We start from the raw sequence: 19,102 nt of genomic DNA, 5'->3' as shown, positions 1-19,102 counted from the left end.
CCGCTCGTGGGCTGTGCCGTCCGCCCTCATCCCCCCCCCCCCGCCCCCCCTCCCCCCCCCAAAATCGTTTGTCTCCCGTTTACCCCCCCGGCCGTGTTGGGGGCGCCACTACCAAAACCCGTTCTGGAATGATTTTTGCACGGCTCTGGAAGAACCCTTCTTCCATGCCGAGCAATGTCCGAGAACGAACAGGCCGGGGAAAAAACCGAACTCCCCACCGAAAAACGCCTGCGCGAAGCCCGCGAGCAGGGCAATATCCCGCGCTCACGCGAGCTGGCGACCGCTGCGGTGTTCGTCGCCGCGGTGCTGGCGTTGTACGCCATGGGCGGCTCCATGGGCAGCTCTGCCCGTCAATGGATGAAGGCCGCGCTGTCACCTGAAGTCGGCCTGCTGGATACCCCGAACGCCTTGTTCGGCCACGCCGGCTGGATGCTGCTCAAGCTGATGCTGGCCTTCAGCCCCTTGCTGCTGATTTGCCTGGCCGCCGGCATGATCGCGCCGGTGATGATGGGCGGACTGGGCTTCTCCAACAAGGCAATGACCCCGGATCTGAAGCGGATGAACCCGCTGACCGGCATCAAACGCCTGATCGGTCCCGAGGCCTTGGCCGAACTGGTCAAATCAATGCTGCGCGTTGCCTTCGTCGGCACCGCCGCCGGCCTGTGCATCTGGCACGGCGCCGATGCCCTGCGCGGCCTGCTGCATCTGCCATTGGAAGCCGCCATCGGCCGCGGACTGGCTTTCACCCTGAAATTGCTGCTGGCCACGGCCGGGGCCATGGCCCTGCTCGCCGCCATCGACGCGCCCTACCAGAAGTGGAACTGGCTGCGGAAGCTGAAGATGACCCGCGAGGAGCTGCGCCGCGAGATGAAGGAAAGCGAGGGCAGTCCTGAGGTCAAGGGCCGCATCCGGCAGATGCAGATGCAGCTGTCGCAGCGCCGGATGATGGAGGCGGTGCCAACCGCCGACGTGGTGCTGGTCAACCCCACCCACTACGCGGTCGCCCTGAAGTACGAAAGCGGACGCATGAACGCCCCAACCGTGGTCGCCCGCGGCGTCGATGAGCTGGCCCTGCGCATCCGCCAGGTGGCGGACGGCAACAAGGTCGCCATCGTCTCGTCGCCGCCTTTGGCACGGGCCTTGTATCGGGAAAGCCAACTCGGCAAGGAAATCCCCGTGAGACTGTATTCGGCTGTTGCCCTGGTTCTGTCCTACGTCTACCAGCTGCGCCAATGGCGCACCGGTCCGATGCCGCAGATGGCCCCCATCGAAATTGATGAATTCGGCAAGGGAGCAACCCGATGAGCAGCCAGAGCTCGGGCCTGTCCGCCCGCCGCGTACTGGACATGCTGCGCCATGGGCTGGGCGCGCCACTGATCGTGCTGGCCTTGCTGGCAATGGTGGTCGTGCCTTTGGCCGCGCCGGTGCTGGATGCCCTGTTCACCCTCAACATCGCCATCTCGATGCTGGTGCTGCTGGCCGTGGTGTACGTCAAGCGGCCGCTGGACTTCACCATCTTCCCGATCGTGCTGCTGGTCACCACCATGCTGCGGTTGGCACTGAACGTGGCCTCCACCCGCGTCATCCTGCTCAACGGCCAGGACGGCCATGAAGCCGCCGGCAAGGTGATCGCCGCGTTTGGCGAGTTCGTCATCGGTGGCAACTACGCGGTCGGCATCGTGGTGTTCGCGATCCTGACCATCATCAACTTCGTGGTCATCACCAAGGGTGCCGGGCGTGTGTCGGAAGTGACCGCGCGCTTCATCCTTGACGCCATGCCCGGCAAGCAGATGGCGATCGACGCCGACCTCAACGCCGGTTTGCTGACGCGCGAGGAAGCCAAGCTGCGCCGCGAGGAAGTCCGCGAGGAAGCCGACTTCTACGGTGCAATGGACGGTGCCAGCAAGTTCATCCGCGGCGACGCCATCGCCGGCATCCTGATTCTCTTCATCAACATGCTTGGCGGCCTGGCCGTGGGCGTGCTGCAGCATGACATGGCCTTCGGCGACGCCGCTGCCACTTACACGCTGCTGTCGATCGGTGACGGTCTGGTGGCACAGCTGCCGGCCCTGCTGGTCTCCAGCGCCGTGGCCATGCTGGTCACCCGCGCCTCGCGCTCGCAGGACATGAGCGAAGCGATGATGGGCCAGGTGTTTGGCCAGTACCGCGCGCTGGCCATTACCGCCGGCATCATCGGCCTGGTCGGTCTGGTACCGGGTATGCCGAATCTGGCCTTCCTCAGTCTGGCCGCGATCCTCGGCTTCATCGCCTGGAAGTTGTGGAAGCGAGAGACCAGTGCTGCCACCAAGACCGCGACCAACGACACCAGCGCCAACGAAGGTGGCTTGAATGCGCTTGGCCAGCCGCAGCCGGCTCCCACCGCCGAACTGACCTGGGACGAACTGCGCCCGGTCGATCCGCTGGGGCTGGAAGTGGGCTACCGGCTGATCCCGCTGGTCGACAAGGCCCAGGGCGGCGAATTGATGACGCGCATCAAGGGCGTGCGCCGCAAGCTCACCCAGGATCTGGGCTTCCTGATTCCGCCGGTACACATCCGCGACAACCTGGAACTGCCGGCAACCCATTACCGTCTGCTGATCCACGGGGTGCCGGTCAGCACCGCCGACATCCATCCGGACCGCGAACTGGCCTTGGACCCCGGCAGCGCCATGGGCAAGCTGGAAGGCATTGCCGGCAAGGACCCGGCGTTCGGCCTGGACGCCACCTGGATTCAGCCGCATCAGCGCGCCCATGCCGAATCACTGGGCTACACCGTGGTCGACCCAGCCACCGTGGTTGCCACCCACCTGTCGCATCTGATTCGCGAACACGCCCCGGAACTGCTCGGCCACGAGGAAGTGCAGCAGCTGCTGGCAACTCTGGCCAAGAGTGCGCCCAAGCTGGCCGAAGACCTGTCGCCCAAGGCCTTGCCGCTGTCCACCGTGGCGCGGGTGCTGCAGAACCTGCTGGTCGAACGCATCCCGGTCCGCCAGCTGCGCAAGATCGCCGAAGCGCTGGTCGAAGCTGCACCGACCACCCAGGACGCCGCCACGCTCACTGCCGCGGTACGCAATGCGCTGGGCCGCTTCATCGTGCAGGAAATCGCCGGCTCCTCGCCGGAGCTGCCGGTGTTCACCCTCAACCCGCAATTGGAACGCGTCTTGCAGGAGTCAACACAAGGCAATGGCGCCGCGCTGGAACCTGGTCTCGCCGAACGCCTCCATCAAAGCCTTGCCGATTGCGTCGGCAAGCAGGAGGCCCGCAACGAGCCGGCTGTAGTGCTGGTACCGGCCCCGGTCCGCGCCGCGCTGGCGCGCCTGGTCCGCCACAGCGTTCCCTCGCTGTCGGTCCTGGCCTACAGCGAAGTGCCGGAAGACAAACGCCTGAAGCTGGTCGGCACGATCAGCTGAGGCAGCCCGAAAGCCGACACCGGCAGCAATGCCGGTGACGGAAACCAGACACCTGCTGCACCGCACCCATTCCGCAAGAAGGAGCCCGCCACGCCATGTTCGACATCGCCAACGCCACTCCTTCGCCGCAGCCTCACTCCCGGTACCAAAGCATGAAGATCAAACGTTTCGTCGCCGCTGACATGCGCACCGCCATGAACCTCGTGCGCAAGGAACACGGCCCCGATGCCGTGATCCTGTCCAACCGTCGGATCGAGGAAGGTGTGGAGATTGTGGCGGCAGCGCACTACGACGAGACCGCAGTGAAGCAGGCGCTGGAAGCCAGCCGTCCAGCCCCACCGGCCCCGCCCAAGCCGCGCAGTGCCGCCGAAGCCATCATGGCCGCGATGACCCGCCGCAAGGCACCGGAGCCGGAACCGGTCACCGCCACCACCTCGGCCGTCGCCGCACTGGCGCGCTCGGCGGTTGGCGCCACCGGCCGCTCCATCGACAACAGCATCGAGCTGGCCCCGGGCAGCCGCTTCGCCGGCCTGCTCAGGTCTGCCGAGGTTGAGCCGGTCGCCGCGCGCGCCCCGGTCTCGCAGACCTTTTTTGCGACCCAGCCAGCCAGCGCCGACGAACTGCCGGTAGTGCCGGCTTTCCGTCCCGTCGGCAGTGCCGCAGCCATCGCACCGCTGGCTGCTGCACCGGCGGTAACCCAGCAGGCCAGCTTTGCCGACGCAATTGCCGCCGTCACAATCGCGCCGCCAGCACCGGTTGAGCGTGCCCGCTTTGTCATCGATCCGCCGGAACCGGAGCTGGCCCCACTGCAGCCGGCCGTTGCCGTGGCCATCCCCGCAATTCCTGCTGCGCCGATGCTCACCATCGCCGCTGCGGCACCTGCCATCGAGCAGGTCGCGCCGATCGCTGCACCGGTCGCTGCATTCACGGCACAGCAGCCGGCTGAAGCCCCGGTCGTCGTCGCCATCGACACCGCCGCCGCAGCAGCGGTCGTCACCGCACCGATCAGCGTGATGTCCACCAGTCCAGTGGTCATCGCCCGCGATGACGAACAGCTCAGCCAGCTGCGCCAGGAAGTGGCCGGCATGCGCCACCTGATCGAGCGCGAGATGAATCGCTTCACCGACGAGCGCCTGCGCGGCAGCGCGGTGCGCGCCAATGCACTGGACCTGATGGACGAATACGGCTTCGACGCTGGCCTGGCCCGCGACGTCGCCACCCAGATCCCGGCCGACATCGACCCCAGCCGCGCCCGCGGTCTGATGCTGGGGCTGATTTCCAAGAAGCTGCCGATCGCACCCGTCGATCCGATGGAAACCGGCGGCGTGATCGCCCTTGTCGGCCCCACCGGCGCCGGCAAGACCACCACCATCGCCAAGCTGGCCTCGCGCTTCGCCGAAGCCCATGCCGCCCGTGACGTGGCCTTGGTCACCACCGATACCCAGCGCATCGGCGCCCGCGAGCAGCTGTACGGCTTCGGCCGCCAGCTCGGCATCGCCGTACACGAGGCCAATAGCGGCACCGACCTCAACCAATTGCTGCAGAAGCTGGCCGACTACAAGCTGGTGCTGATCGACACCGCCGGCCTCGGCCAGCGCGACCGCGCCCTGACCGCCCAGCTGCAGTGGCTGCGCGCCGCCGGCCAGATCCGCACCCTGCTGGTGCTGCCGGCCAATACCGCCTTCCAGGACATGGACGAAGTGGTCCGCCGCTTCAGCGCTGCCAACCCGCAGGGCGTGGTGCTGACCAAGCTGGACGAGACCGGCCGCTTCGGTTCGGCACTGTCGGTGGCGGTCGATCACCGCCTGCCGATCACCTGGGTGACCGACGGCCAGGACGTTCCGGAAGACCTTTATCGGGCCTCCGCCGCAAATCTCGTACTTCGCCTTGAAGATTTGCGCCGCGCGGCCGATATGCCCTGCAACACGGAGTTGAACAATGCAGTCGCGTGAGTACGCCAAGCTGACCAACACCTTCCCCCTGTCGGCTACCCGGCACGAACCGGCAGGCCCGGTGCGCACCATCGCGGTGACCGGCGGCAAGGGCGGTGTAGGTAAAACCAATGTCTCGGCCAACCTGGCTGTGGCACTGGCAGGCATGGGCAAACGTACCCTGCTGCTGGATGCCGACCTGGGCCTGGCCAACATCGACGTGGTGCTGGGCCTGCAGCCCAAGCACACCCTGGCCGACCTGGTCGCCGGGCGCGCCACGCTGGACGAAGTGATCATGGAAGGCCCCAACGGCGTACTGGTAGTGCCGGCCGCCTCGGGCCGTCGGCATATGGCTGAACTGCAGCCAGCCGAACACGTCGGCCTGGTCAACGTGTTCTCCGAGCTCGAACGCGAGCTCGATGTGATGATCATCGACACCGCCGCCGGCATCACCGACAGCGTACTGACCTTCTGCCAGGCCGCCCAGGACACCGTTGTGGTGGTCTGCGACGAGCCGGCCTCGATCACCGATGCCTACGCGCTGATCAAGGTCCTGTCGCGCGAACGCGGCGTGGACCGCATCCAGGTGGTGGCCAACATGGTCCGCGACCCCAACGAAGGCCGCGCCCTGTACGAAAAGCTGGTGCGGGTCTGCGAGAAGTTCCTGATCGATGTGTCGCTGAACTACCTGGGCTGCGTGCCGCAGGACGACTGGCTGCGCCTGTCGGTGCAGCGCCAGCAGCCGGTGGTCAAACTCTATCCTTCCGCGCCAGCCTCGCTGGCCATCAACGAAATCGCCCGTCGCACCGCGCGCTGGCAAGCCCCAACCGCCCCGCGCGGCGGCGTTGAGTTCTTCCTGGAACGCATCATCCAGCAGAAGGTGAAGGCATGAACAATGCAGCCGCCCAATACCGTGAAGTCCAGCGCAGTGCGGCTAATGACTGCATCGCCCGCCACGCCGACCTTGTCCGCCGCATCGCCCACCATCTGGCCGCGCGCCTGCCCGCAAGCGTCGAGGTCGATGATCTGATCCAGGCCGGGATGATGGGCCTGATCGAGGCCTCGCGCAGCTATGACGCCGAACAGGGCGCCTCGTTCGAAACCTATGCATCGATCCGCATCCGCGGCTCGATGATCGACGAAATCCGCCGCGGCGACTGGGTCCCACGCTCGGTGCACCGCCGCGCCCGCGATGCCGCCGCCACCATCCGCCGCCTCGAGCAGAGCACCGGCCGCTCGGCCAGCGCCAGCGAAGTAGCCGAAGCGATGGAGCTGCCGCTGCCCGAATACATGCGTCTGGTCGAAGACGCCTCACGCGGTCAGGTGCTGAGCCTGGAATCACGCATCGAAGACCAGGGCGAGCTGGACACCCCGACCACCGGCGGTCCCAACCCGCAGCAGGTGCTGGAGCGCAGCCAGTTCGGCGCCGAGCTGGGCAAGGCCATCGGCCAACTGCCCGAGCGCGAGCAGTTGGTGTTGTCGCTGTACTACGAGCAGGAATTGAACCTGAAAGAAATTGGCGCGGTATTGGGCGTAAGCGAATCCCGCGTCTGTCAGATCCACGGCCAGGCCACGCTGCGTCTGCGCGGCCGACTGAAGATTTTCGAGGCGGCCGACGCCGGGCTCGAAGAACCATGAAGAGGAAAGTCTTTTGAACAAAAACATGCGCATCCTGATCGTTGACGACTTCTCGACGATGCGCCGCATCGTCAAGAACCTGCTCGGCGATCTGGGCTTCACCAATACCGCCGAAGCCGAGGACGGGCATGCCGCGCTGTCGATGCTGCAGACGCAGTCGTTCGATTTCGTCGTCACCGACTGGAACATGCCGGTGATGACCGGCATCGAGCTGCTCAAGGCGATCCGCAATGATGCCAAGCTCAAGACCTTGCCTGTATTGATGGTCACCGCCGAAGCCAAGCGCGAGCAGATCATCGAGGCCGCACAGAGCGGTGTGAACGGCTACATCATCAAGCCGTTCACCGCGCAGACGCTGGAAGAGAAGCTCGGCAAGATCTTCGAACGCCTGGCAGCGAGCGCCTGATGAACCAGCTCGGCGAAGCATTGAGCGACAAAACAGCCCTGGTGCAACGCCTGCAGGACGCACTGGCAGCATTGGAAAGCGGCGACGAAGCCGGCTGGCGCCGGGAAATCGACGCGCTGGCCGCCCTGCGCGCGCAGCCGATGATGTCCGGGCTGGGCCGGCTGGCACGCGAACTGGGCCAGGCACTGGGCGAACTGCCCAGCGTGTCCAGCGAAGCCGGCGAGCTGGATGACGCCTGTGCGCGTCTGGACCATGTGGTGCAGATGACCGAGCAGGCCACCCATCGGACGCTGGATCTGGCCGAGGAATGCCGTGCACTGACCGAGCGCCTGCGTGCGGACGGGCTGAATGCCGAACAGGGCGAAATCCTCGAACGCATCCGCCACAACCTCACCGAAGTAGCGCTGACCCAGAGCTACCAGGACCTGACCGGGCAGATCATCCGCCGCGTGGTTGGCATCGTCCGTCGCGTGCATGAAGGTTTCGGCGCGCTTGGCCTGCCGCCGCCGGAAGAAGACACACGCAACCAGGGCTTGGCTGGCCCGGCCGTCAATGGCCTGGACCGCCACGCCGTGTCGCAGGTGGACGCAGACGACCTGCTCTCGGACCTGGGGCTGTAAGTCATGAGTGCTTTTGCCGACGACATCGCCGCCGACTTCATCCTCGAAGCGCAGGAGATCCTGGATCGCCTCGGCGAACAGCTGGTGACGCTGGAACAGGCACCGCACGACAGCGAGCAGCTCAACGCCGTATTTCGTGGTTTTCACACCCTCAAAGGCGGCGCCGGTTTTCTGGCGATCCACCCAATGGTGGAGCTGTGCCACGCCGCCGAGGAAACGCTCGGCATGGCCCGCGCCGGCAAAGCCGAGCTGCTGGCGCATCATTTCGACGCCGCCCAGCAATCGCTGGACTGGCTGCAGGCCATGCTCGATGCGGTGTCGTCCGGCACTGAGCCGGAGCATGCACCTGCTGCGCTGATCGCCCAGTTCGATGTGAGTGCTGCACCGGTTGTCGTAGCGGCCAAACCCGTTGCCGCAGCCGGCGACAGCGACCTGATCAGCGAAGACGAGTTCGAAGCCCTGCTCAACCAGCTGCATGGCAGCGGCACCCCCGGTGCCCAACCCATTGCAGCCGCAAAGGCCGGCGATGACCTGATCGACGAAGACGAATTCGAAGCCCTGCTCGACAAGCTGCATGGCGGTGCCGCACCCGGAGCTGTCGCTGTGCAGCCGATTCCTGCTGCGCCCAAGCCCAAGCCGCCCGCGGCACCCCTCGCACCCGCACGCCCCGTAGCAGGCGCAGCCAAACCGGCTGTCGCAAAGGCTGCTGAGCCCGAGCACACCGTGCGCGTGGACACCAAACGCCTGGACGCCATCGTCAACCTGATCGGCGAACTGGTACTGGCACGCAACCGGCTCAAGACCCTGCGCATGCGCCTCAAGGACGAAGAACTTGACCGCGCAGTCTCCACCCTGGACATCGCCACCGCACGCCTGCAATCAGCGGTGATGCGTACCCGCATGCAACCGGTTGGCAAGGTGTTCTCGCGCTTCCCGAAAGTTGCCCGCGATGTTGCCCGTTCACTGCAGAAGGAAGTCGATCTGGAGTTGATCGGCGCCGATACCGAGCTGGACCGCAACCTGGTCGAAGCGCTGGCCGACCCCTTGGTGCATCTGGTCCGCAACGCCATCGACCATGGCGTCGAATCGCCAGATCTGCGCGAAGCCCAAGGCAAGCCGCGAATGGGCCGGGTACGCCTGTCCGCTCAGCAGGAAGGCGACTACGTCAGCATCGAAGTCCAGGACGACGGCGCCGGCATCGACCCGGAGCGACTGCGCGCCAAGGCCCGCGACAAGGGCTTGCTCGACCCGGAAGCCGCCGCCCGCCTGACCAGCGAAGAGTGTCTGCATCTTGTCTTCCTGCCCGGTTTTTCGACCAAACAGGAAGTCACCGACATCTCCGGCCGTGGCGTCGGCATGGACGTGGTGCAGTCACGCATCCGCGAGCTCAGCGGCCAGATCCAGATCCAATCCGAGCTGGGCCGTGGCAGCCGCTTCCTGATCCGCGTGCCACTGACCCTGGCGATCCTGCCAACCCTTCTGGTACAGGCTGGCGAAGACGTCTACGCCCTGCCCTTGGCACGGGTAATGGAAGTGCTGCATGCACCGGCCACCTCGCTGGGCTGGTTTGACGGCCGTGCCGTGCTGGATCGCAAGAGTCACACGCTGGCCCTGCTGGACCTGCGTCAATGGTTGGGTGTTACCCCGGCACCGTCCACGCTGTTGACCATTGTTGTGCTGCAGATGGGCGAAGCCCGTTTCGGCCTGGTGGTTGATCAGGTGCGCGGCCGCGAGGAAGTGGTGATCAAGCCGCTACCGCGTGCGCTGCGCGGCCTCAACGGCTATGCCGGCGCTACCTTGATTGGTGATGGACGGATGGCCTTGATTCTGGATGTGGATGGATTGCGTGGGGTGCAGGGGTAAGCGATGCAGCAGACCCCGCATTAGATCCTGCGATCAAGCATCCCCTCTCCCGCCTGCGGGAGAGGGTGCCCTGCGAAGTCAGGGCGGGTGAGGGGCGCTTTTAGCTTTTAAAGCAAAAGCGCCCTCACCCCAACCCCTCTCCCGCGCGCGGGAGAGGGGCTAAAGCAAACAGCAGCACCGCTCATTGATTCAAGACCGCTACAACGAGGCCGATATACGCACCATGGACCGACTCAGCATCATTGGACTTTTCCTCGCCCTCGCCTCTCTGGTGGGTGGCAGCATCCTCAAAGGCGCTGGCCTGTCCTCGCTGTGGTCACCTGCTGCCTTCGTGATCGTCATTGTCGGCACCTTGGCGGCAATCCTGCTGCACACCTCGCCGGCAGTGTTCAAACATGCCTTCAAGATCGTGCGCTGGGTGATCCGCCCGCCAGCCAGCGATCGCCGCGCACTGGTCCAGCAGATCGTCGACTGGAGCAATATCGCTCGTCGCCAGGGCCTGCTCGGCCTGGAGCCGCAGGTGGAGCTGCAGGATGACCCGTTCATCCGCAAAGGCCTGCAGCTGGTGGTCGATGGCGTCGAGCCGGACACCATCCGCCACATGATGGAAATCGAACTCGGCAGCCAGGAACAGCAGGACCTGGCCGCCACCAAGGTGTTCGAGGGCATGGGCATCTACGCTCCCACCTTGGGCATCATCGGAGCCGTGCTCGGCCTGATCGCGGTGATGAAGAACCTTGCCGACCCGAGCAAGCTCGGCCATGGCATCGCCGCTGCCTTCACTGCCACCATCTACGGCATCGCCTCGGCCAACCTGCTGTTCCTGCCGGTATCGGCCAAGCTCAAGGGCGTGATTGCCAACAGCTGCCGCGAGCGTGAAATGGTCATCGAAGGCCTGATCGCCATTGCCCAGGGCGAGAACCCGCGCAATATCGAAAACAGCCTGGCCGGCTTCGTGAACTGAACCATGGCCCGTCGCAAGCACCACGAAGAGCACGCCAACCACGAAGCATGGGCCATTCCCTATGCCGACCTGATGACGCTGCTGCTCGCGTTCTTCGTGGTGATGTACGCGATCTCGTCATTGAACGAAGGCAAATACCGGGTCATGGCTGATGCCTTGACCACCGCCTTTGGCGGTGCCCCGCGCACCATCAGCCAGGTACAGGTAGGCAACAAGCAGCTACAGGGCGGTGGCTATGATTCGCCTTCGGTGATCAGTGCGCCGAGCATGACCGGAGGGGCGCTGGCCGACCCCACCCAACTGCCGTCGATGGCATCGCATATGCGCATGCCGGTGTCAGCGCACAACCAGGAACAGCTGCAGCGCGCCGAACGCCAGCTCAACCAGATCGCTGATCGCCTGAGTAAAACCCTCGCCCCGCTGGTCAAGCAGGGCGTCATCACCGTGCGTCGCACCGAGCTGTGGATCGAGGTCGAGATCAACAGCGACATCCTGTTCGTCACCGGCTCGGCCGCGCTCGATGTCGGTGCCCGCGAAACCCTGGGCACGCTGGCCGATGTATTGCTGGACGCGCCCAATGGCGTGCGCGTGGAAGGCCACACCGACAACCTGCCGATCGCCACCGCGCAGTTCCCATCCAACTGGGAATTGTCGGCCGCGCGTGCGGCGAGCGTTGTGCACCTGTTCGCCGACCACGGCGTACAACCGCAACGGCTGGCGATGGTTGGCTATGGCCAGTTCCGCCCACGCGAAAGCAACGATGCGCCCGAAGGGCGCAACCGCAACCGGCGGGTGATGGTGATCATCCTCGCCGATTCGGCAGCGGCGGCCGATCTGCCTGCTGCCAGCAACACCACGGCCAGTACCAGCGGCGATGACGGCAGCGGCGGCAGCTCTGCCGCAAGCAGCGTCCGCAGCGCGGTACCGGCGGTCATCGAAGGAGTCCAATGATGCGTATCTGGGCCATAGCCAACCAAAAAGGCGGCGTCGGCAAAACCACCACCACTTTGTCGCTGGGTCGCGGCCTTGCCGCACGCGGGCACAAGGTACTGCTGATCGACCTGGACCCCCATTCCTCGCTGACCCGCGCCTTTGGCGTACCAATTGAGCCGGTACCTCAGGGCGTGCAGGAGCTGTTCGCCGCCCCGCCCCATGAAATCGCTGCACTGGCCCGCCACAGCGACATTCCTGGGCTGGACTACCTGTGTGCACAAGCCTCGCTGGCAACCCTGGAGCGCCGCAGTGCCAACCAGCCCGGCCTGGGCCTGGCCCTGCAGCAGGCCTTGGCACGTCATGGCGAACAGCACGACTACATCCTGCTCGACTGCGCGCCGACGCTGGGCCTGCTGATGATCAACGCGCTGGCTGCGGCCGATCGCCTGATCATTCCGACCCAGGCCGAACCGCTGGCCCTTCACGGCCTGGACGGCATGGTACGCACCGGCGAAATGGTCGAGCGCTCACGCAAACGCGCTCTGCCGATCTCGGTGCTGCCGACGCTGTTCGACCGCCGCACCCGCGCCGGCAACGAGACCTTGAAGCTGATGCAGGAACGTCACGGTGAGCGCGTCTGGGAAGACGCGATTCCGGTCGACACCCGCATCTGCAATCCTGCCGCTCTGACCGTACCGGTGCTTGGCGACGACTATCCGGGGCGCGGCATGGCGGCTTACCGTCACGCACTGGAATGGCTGCTGCTCAGCGAGGCCGCACAGCTGGAGCGCGCCGCATGAGCAACGACGTACTCGACGACTACCTGGGCGAGCTGCTGCTGGAAGCGGTACCCGTCGCGGTGGCCGCAGCACCTGCAGCGCCTGCCAAACCGCCAGCCTTCGAAGTGCCAGGCGACAGCGCTGAGCTGGAAGCAGTGTTCGAAGCCGCGCTGGCCGAAGCGCAAGCCAAGCCGGCCACCGTGCCTGCACCCGCTCCGGCAGCCATTGCGCCCGGCGATACCGCAGCCTTGCAGGCCGCGTTCGACGACGCGATGGCGGCAACCAGCGCCGCCAATGCCGGCCGCCCACCTACCTGGGATGACCTGCCGGACGAAGTGATCTACGAAACCGGCCCGGCCGAAAGTCGCAAGCTCGCCCATAGCGACAGCGCCAATCTGCAGGCGGCGTTTGAAACTGCCGCTGGTTTACCCGCGAGCCCGGTCGCACCACCGCGCAGCACGTCGAATGTACGTACCCTGCCTGAGCCTGCGTCGGACGCACGCCCCAGCACCTGGCAGGAACTGCAAGCGCAGGCGCAGCGTCCCGCCAGCAGCCCCCAGCAACGCCGCGCCGCCGAGCGCAGCTCGCGCTGGCTGCGCCTGCGCTGTGGCCAACAAACCTATGCACTGGAGCTGTTGAAGGTGCAGGAAGTGGTGTTGCCAGTGCCGTTGCTGGCCCTGCGCGGCACCGGCCCGGCCATGCTCGGCATCATGAATCTGCGTGGCCAGGTGGTCCCGGTGATGGACCTGTGCCGCCATCTGGACGTGCAAAGCGCGCCGGAAGACTCGCAGACCCGCATCGTCGTATTGGAAGAGAACGGCGAGACACTGGGACTGCGTGTATCGGCGGTCGAAGACGTCGCCAACCTCAACGACTCACAGATCGAGCCGCCGGACACCGCGCGCATCTGCCAGATTTCCAACGAACTGTTCCGTGGCATCGCCCGCATCGGCCAGCAACCGATGATCCTGTTGGACGCCGGCCGCCTGCTGCGCTGATTTCCTCCTCCCTTTCGCGCTGAAGGCAGCGGTAGTGCCGAGCCATGCTCGGCAGAGGCTTTCCCGGTAAGGCTCCAGCCGAGCATGGCTCGGCTCTACCCGATCAAAAGCTCCCCCTCCCAACCCTCCCCTGCGCTATGCGCAAGGGAGGGGGCACAGCCAAAAACCGTGCGCCCGTTAACACTATCTGCTGCAGCGCATCGCGGCGCTAAAGATCACTGGCATATCGCCGCTATCTCTCCCAGTAACGTTTGTTCGGAGCAACGATGAGCACTGTGGCCCTGGCGCAGGATCTCGGCATCGAGTCCACCAGCGAGTTGAAACAACACCTGGCAACCCACCTGCCGCAAACGGGCGAGTTGCGCGTGGATGCCAGCCAGGTGGGCCGCGTGCACACCGCTGCAATGCAGGTGTTGTGCGCCTTTGTGCTGGCCCGCCAGCAAGCAGGCAACGGCACCGTCTTTGACAACGCTACCGATACCTTCCGTGACGCCGCGCGCCTGCTCGGTGTCCTCCGGACCCTTGGTCTGGAAGCAACCCCTGACACAACGAAATCTGTGGAGAACGCTGCATGAGCGCACGAATCTTGGTGGTGGACGACTCGGCGTCAATGCGCCAGATGGTCTCTTTTGCCCTCACCTCGGCTGGCTTTTCGGTTGAAGAAGCCGAGGATGGCGCGGTCGCTCTGGGCCGGGCCAAGGGCCAGCGCTTCAACGCCGTGGTCACCGACGTCAATATGCCGAACATGGATGGCATCTCGCTGATCCGCGAACTGCGTCAGCTGCCGGACTACAAGTTCACGCCGATGCTGATGCTGACCACCGAGTCGGCCGCTGACAAGAAATCCGAAGGCAAGGCCGCCGGTGCCACCGGTTGGCTGGTCAAGCCGTTCAATCCAGAACAGCTGGTTGCCACCGTACAGAAAGTCCTGGGCTGATCAGCCCACCTGCCCCACCGATCGGATACCGCGCCAATGAGCATGGACCTGCAACGTTTCCACGCCACCTTCTTCGAAGAAAGCCGCGAAGGGCTGGATGCAATGGAGGCCGGCCTGTTGGCACTGGAAGACGGCCAACACGACCCCGAAGTCATCAACTCGGTGTTCCGTGCCGCGCACTCGATCAAGGGCGGCGCCGGCACCTTTGGTTTTGATGCCATCGCTGCACTCACCCACGTGCTGGAAACCCTGCTCGATGAGCTGCGTGCCGGCAAGCGCGCACTCGAGAGCAACGCAGTCGACGCGATGCTGGGCTCGGTCGACGTACTGCGCGCCTTGCTGCGTGAAGTCGAGCATGGTCAGCCTGCCGACCCGGCTGCGGTGAAGGCGATAACCGATCGTCTGCAGGCCGTGCTGGCCGGTGATGCACCGGTCGCCGTTGCTACCGTGAAACAGGAAGAAACCCCGGACGCCTGGCAGATCGGGTTTGCTCCAGCGCCGTCGCTGTTCATGAGCGGCAACGATCCGCTGCGCATCATCCGCGAACTGGAAACCCTGGGTTCCCTGCATGTCGAACCGCGCATGGCGCGCCTGCCCAGCTTCGATCAGCTCGATCCGCTGGAAGCCTATCTGGCCTGGGATCTGGGCTTGGTCGGCAAGGTGCCGCGCAGCCGTATCGAAGACACCTTTGCCTGGGTGGTCGATGACTGCGAGCTGGATATCCGTCCGGCCGCACCGCCCAGCCTTGCAGTGGAAGCACCCGTCGCTGCCGTTGCCAACATCGCCGAGGCCGCCGCCAAGGCACCCGCCAGTGGCCAGCAGCACGAAGCTGAAAGCTCGATCCGGGTCAGCGTCGACAAGGTCGATGCGCTGATCAACCTGGTCGGCGAACTGGTCATCACCCAGGCCATGCTCAAGCAGGTGTCCGGCGGGTTGGATCCTGCCCACGCCGAGCAGCTGCTGGCTGGTCTGGACCTGCTCGAACGCAATACCCGCGACCTGCAGGAAGCTGTCATCGGCGTGCGCATGCTGCCAGTCGACGCCGTGTTCCGCCGCTTCCCGCGTCTGGTCCGCGACCTTTCCGGCCGCCTGGGCAAGCAGGTCCGCCTACGCACCATCGGCGAAGGTACCGAGCTGGACAAGGGCCTGATCGAAAAGATTGCAGATCCCCTCGTGCACCTGGTCCGTAACTCCATCGACCATGGTCTGGAAATGCCGGACGTGCGTCGCGAAGCCGGCAAAGACGAGACCGGCACGATCACCCTGGCCGCATCGCACCAGGGTGGCCATATCGTCATTGAAGTCAGCGACGACGGCCGCGGCCTGAACCGCGAAAAGATCCTGGCCAAGGCACTGGAACGCGGTTTGAGCGTGCCAGACAACCCCACCGACGCGCAGGTATGGGACCTGATCTTCCAGCCCGGTTTCTCCACCGCCGACGCTGTCACTGACCTCTCCGGGCGCGGTGTCGGCATGGACGTGGTCCGTCGCAACATCCAGGCACTGGGCGGCGAAGTGCAGCTGGAAAGCCGCACCGGTGCCGGCACCCGCGTGCTGATCCGGCTGCCACTGACACTGGCCATCCTCGATGGAATGACCGTCTCGGTTGCCGGCGAAACCCTGATTCTGCCGCTGGCCTACGTGCTCGAAGCACTGCAGCCGCAGCCAGACGACATCCGCAGCATGGCCGGCGAAGGCCGTGTGTTGCGGGTTCGCGGCGAATACCTGCCAATCCTGTCGCTGGGCCAGTACTACGGCTATCCCGACAATCCACAGGCCGACCCGCTGGTGGTCGTGGTCGAAGGCGATGGCCAGAAGATAGCGCTGGAAGTGGATGAGTTGATCGGCCAGCAGCAGGTTGTCGTCAAGAACATTGAAAACAACTACCGCCGTATCAGCGGCGTCTCCGGCGCCACCATCCTCGGCGATGGCCGGGTTGCGTTGATCGTCGATATTGGTGGACTGGTGCGCTCACTGCGTACCCAACAAGCTGCCTGACCACACCGCAACACGCATCTGACGCCGCACACCCAGCAGTGGGGTGCGGCGTTTTGCTGTGCACGCTGTCATGCAGGAAGCCGCGCTGGCCACTGAACTGCCTCGCACTGCGGATGGCTGAATCACAGCCATAGAACGCCTTCAAGAACACCGCAGAGGTGCCGATACCGCATCGCAATGCAATCAGGTTTGTCAACCAACCTGGGTCGCCGTCGCGGCCAGCAGCCCGCACGACATTCCCCAGGAACGCCGGACCTGTGGATCGCCCCCTATGCCCGCCTACGGAGATGTCTGCAATGAAGTGGTTCCAGAATCTGTCGATCACGCGAAAGTTGGTGCTTGCGTTCTGCAGCACCAGCCTGCTAACCCTGCTGCTTGCGCTGTTCGCGCTGTGGCGGATGAACGTGGCCGACATCCAGATACAGCAAGTCAACGACAACTGGATGCCTGCAGTCCAGCAGCTCGGTGAAATGCGCGCCCAGCTCGGCGAATACCGCACCTTCGAGCAGGCCCAGCTCAACTACCAGGGCAACCCCGAGCAATTGGCCGACTATGACAAGCGCCTGGCCGACACCCGCAAGCTGATCGAAGCCGCGGAAAAGGCCTATGACGATATCGAAGCCGACTACAGCGCCAGCGAACTGGCTCTGTACGAGAAGATGAAGGAGCTGCGTGCAGGCTACTTCGAAGCGCACGACCGCATCGCTGCAGCGATCACTGCCGATGACTTCGTAACCGCCAATGCCATCTCCAGCGGCGACTCACGCAAGCTGCGGCGCGCCCTGTTCGACCAGCTCAAGCAGATGACGCAGTACAACCAGGAGCAGCTGACCAAGCAGACTGCAGAATCACGCAACGCACACCAGCGCTCGCTGATCGCCATCGTGATCGGCCTCGGTCTCGCCTTGCTACTGGCCGCCGCACTGGGATGGGCGATCATCCGCGCAATCATGCTGCCGCTGGCTGATGCAGTGCGCGTGGCCGACGACGTCGCCGCCGGCAAGCTGGACCGCCGTATCGACGCCTCGCGCCGCGACGAAGTTGGCATGCTGCTGCAGTCCATGCAGCGCATGCAGGCACAGCTGCAATCGGTGATCGGCGCACAGCGTGAGATGGCCCGCCAGCATGAAACCGGCATGATCAGCTACCGCATGGACGAGACCACCTTCCCCGGCGACTACGGCGTGATGGTCAAGGAAAGCAACACGCTGGTCGCCTCGCACATCAAGATGCTGTTGTCGGCTCTGGAAATCATCAAGCGCTATGCAAACGGCGACCTGTCCGTCGACATCGAACGCCTGCCCGGCGAGAAGGCCGTGATCACCGAGACCGTCGATGCGGTCAAGGCCAGCCTGTCGGCGATCAACAGCGAAATCAAACGCCTGGCCGGCGCTGCCGCCCAGGGCGACTTCTCGGTGCGCGGCGACGCCAATGCCTACCAGCACGATTTCCGCGACATGGTCAGCAGCCTCAACCAGCTGATGGAAACCACCGACGGCAACCTGTCCGAGCTCTCGCAGCTGCTGCAGGCGATCGCCCGTGGCGACCTGACCGCGAAGATGCAGGGTGACTTCCACGGCGTGTTCGCTGATATGCGTGACGACGCCAACGCCACCGTGAGCCAGCTGACCGACATCATCGGCCGCATCCAGCACGCTGCCTCCAGCATCAACCTGGCTGCCACCGAAATCGCCACCGGCAACAGCGACCTGTCGCGTCGTACCGAGCAGCAGGCCGCCAACCTGGAAGAAACCGCTGCTTCGATGGAGGAACTGACCTCCACCGTGCGCCAGAACGCCGAGCACGCCCGTCAGGCCAACCAGCTCGCCATCGGTGCACATGGCGTGGCCAGCCAGGGCGGCAACGTCGTTGGCCAGGTGGTCACCACGATGAGCGCGATTGAAGCCTCGTCGAAGAAGATTGGCGACATCATCAGCGTCATCGACGGCATCGCCTTCCAGACCAATATTCTCGCGCTCAACGCAGCAGTGGAAGCTGCGCGTGCCGGTGAGCAGGGTCGAGGCTTCGCGGTGGTCGCCTCGGAAGTCCGCACCCTCGCCCAGCGCTCGGCCGCTGCCGCCAAGGAAATCAAGGGCCTGATCGACGACTCGGTCGGCAAGGTCGGCGAAGGCTCGGCACTGGTGCAGCAGGCCGGCGCCACGATGGATGAAATCGTCACCTCGGTGCAGCGGGTGACCGACATCATGGCTGAGATCTCGGCGGCCTCGCAGGAACAGAGCGCCGGCATCGACCAGGTCAACCAGACCGTCATGCAGATGGACGAAACCACCCAGCAGAACGCCGCGTTGGTGGAAGAAGCCACCGCCGCCGCACGCTCCATGGAAGATCAGGCCAATCAGCTCAGCGAGGCGGTTGCGGTGTTCCGCACCGACGCCGTGCAGGCAGTTATTGCGCAGCCGCAGCAGGCCAAGGCTGCGTTCGCTCCCGCAGCCCCCGCCCCTGCGCGTCGCCTGCGTGCAGTCACCCCGGTGCAGCGCGGCAACGCCGCAGTACGGATCGACAACGACGGTGATTGGCAGGAATTCTGATCGTCAGCTGTCCACGAGCAAACGACGCCCCTGAATAGGGGCGTCGTCGATTCAGCGCAAGAAAACGCTCCAGCTA

Annotated in this window: 16 protein-coding genes; all 16 read left to right on the top strand. The window is 65.0% G+C overall.

Annotated elements, in window-relative coordinates; translation table 11 throughout:
• Positions 1-174 precede the first annotated feature (174 nt).
• Positions 175-1,305 (top strand): flagellar biosynthesis protein FlhB, encoded by a 1,131-nt coding sequence (flhB, locus tag ACVOLR_RS06675; protein ID WP_481535748.1) that lies wholly within the window; start codon positions 175-177, stop codon positions 1,303-1,305.
• On the top strand, positions 1,302-3,410 hold the full coding sequence (gene flhA / locus ACVOLR_RS06670) for a flagellar biosynthesis protein FlhA (RefSeq protein WP_481535747.1): 2,109 nt from the start codon (positions 1,302-1,304) through the stop codon (positions 3,408-3,410). The genes flhB and flhA overlap by 4 nt, the downstream gene beginning before the upstream one ends.
• Positions 3,411-3,562: 152 nt before the next feature.
• Positions 3,563-5,362 carry an AAA family ATPase gene (locus ACVOLR_RS06665; RefSeq protein ID WP_481535746.1) on the top strand — a complete coding sequence of 600 codons (1,800 nt, stop codon included), beginning with the start codon at positions 3,563-3,565 and terminating at the stop codon, positions 5,360-5,362.
• Complete coding sequence (locus ACVOLR_RS06660; protein WP_481535745.1) at positions 5,349-6,233, top strand: MinD/ParA family ATP-binding protein; 885 nt, start codon at positions 5,349-5,351, stop codon at positions 6,231-6,233. Before ACVOLR_RS06665 ends, ACVOLR_RS06660 begins: the two co-directional genes overlap by 14 nt.
• The gene (locus tag ACVOLR_RS06655; RefSeq protein WP_481514650.1) at positions 6,230-6,979 is read left to right on the top strand and encodes an RNA polymerase sigma factor FliA; all 750 of its coding nucleotides are present in this window, start codon (positions 6,230-6,232) and stop codon (positions 6,977-6,979) included. Before ACVOLR_RS06660 ends, ACVOLR_RS06655 begins: the two co-directional genes overlap by 4 nt.
• A 13-nt stretch (positions 6,980-6,992) precedes the next feature.
• Entirely contained in the window at positions 6,993-7,385 is a 393-nt protein-coding gene (gene cheY, locus ACVOLR_RS06650; protein ID WP_282271267.1) for a chemotaxis response regulator CheY, read from the top strand.
• The gene (locus ACVOLR_RS06645; protein ID WP_481535744.1) at positions 7,385-8,005 is read left to right on the top strand and encodes a protein phosphatase CheZ; all 621 of its coding nucleotides are present in this window, start codon (positions 7,385-7,387) and stop codon (positions 8,003-8,005) included. The genes cheY and ACVOLR_RS06645 overlap by 1 nt, the downstream gene beginning before the upstream one ends.
• A gap of 3 nt (positions 8,006-8,008) precedes the next feature.
• Entirely contained in the window at positions 8,009-9,868 is a 1,860-nt protein-coding gene (locus ACVOLR_RS06640) for a chemotaxis protein CheA (protein WP_481535743.1), read from the top strand.
• 223 nt (positions 9,869-10,091) lie between these two features.
• Positions 10,092-10,832: a flagellar motor protein gene (locus ACVOLR_RS06635; RefSeq protein ID WP_481535742.1), complete on the top strand. Its 741-nt coding sequence runs from the start codon at positions 10,092-10,094 to the stop codon at positions 10,830-10,832.
• A gap of 3 nt (positions 10,833-10,835) precedes the next feature.
• Entirely contained in the window at positions 10,836-11,783 is a 948-nt protein-coding gene (gene motD / locus ACVOLR_RS06630) for a flagellar motor protein MotD (protein ID WP_481535741.1), read from the top strand.
• Entirely contained in the window at positions 11,783-12,565 is a 783-nt protein-coding gene (locus ACVOLR_RS06625; RefSeq protein ID WP_481535740.1) for a ParA family protein, read from the top strand. Before motD ends, ACVOLR_RS06625 begins: the two co-directional genes overlap by 1 nt.
• The gene (locus ACVOLR_RS06620) at positions 12,562-13,542 is read left to right on the top strand and encodes a chemotaxis protein CheW (protein ID WP_481535739.1); all 981 of its coding nucleotides are present in this window, start codon (positions 12,562-12,564) and stop codon (positions 13,540-13,542) included. Before ACVOLR_RS06625 ends, ACVOLR_RS06620 begins: the two co-directional genes overlap by 4 nt.
• A 266-nt stretch (positions 13,543-13,808) precedes the next feature.
• Positions 13,809-14,117, top strand: a complete 309-nt coding sequence (locus ACVOLR_RS06615; RefSeq protein ID WP_481535738.1) for an STAS domain-containing protein — start codon at positions 13,809-13,811, stop codon at positions 14,115-14,117.
• A complete protein-coding gene (locus ACVOLR_RS06610; protein ID WP_038688521.1) occupies positions 14,114-14,479 on the top strand; it encodes a response regulator in 366 nt (121 codons plus the stop codon). Before ACVOLR_RS06615 ends, ACVOLR_RS06610 begins: the two co-directional genes overlap by 4 nt.
• A 36-nt stretch (positions 14,480-14,515) precedes the next feature.
• The gene (locus ACVOLR_RS06605; protein WP_481535737.1) at positions 14,516-16,477 is read left to right on the top strand and encodes a chemotaxis protein CheA; all 1,962 of its coding nucleotides are present in this window, start codon (positions 14,516-14,518) and stop codon (positions 16,475-16,477) included.
• Positions 16,478-16,773: 296 nt separating this feature from the next.
• Positions 16,774-19,026 (top strand): methyl-accepting chemotaxis protein, encoded by a 2,253-nt coding sequence (locus ACVOLR_RS06600; protein ID WP_481535736.1) that lies wholly within the window; start codon positions 16,774-16,776, stop codon positions 19,024-19,026.
• Positions 19,027-19,102 lie beyond the last annotated feature (76 nt).

This window comes from Stenotrophomonas sp. STEN030 (assembly GCF_056759995.1).
Note: the sequence above shows the minus strand (reverse complement) of the source record. Positions and strands in the feature narration are given on the sequence as shown.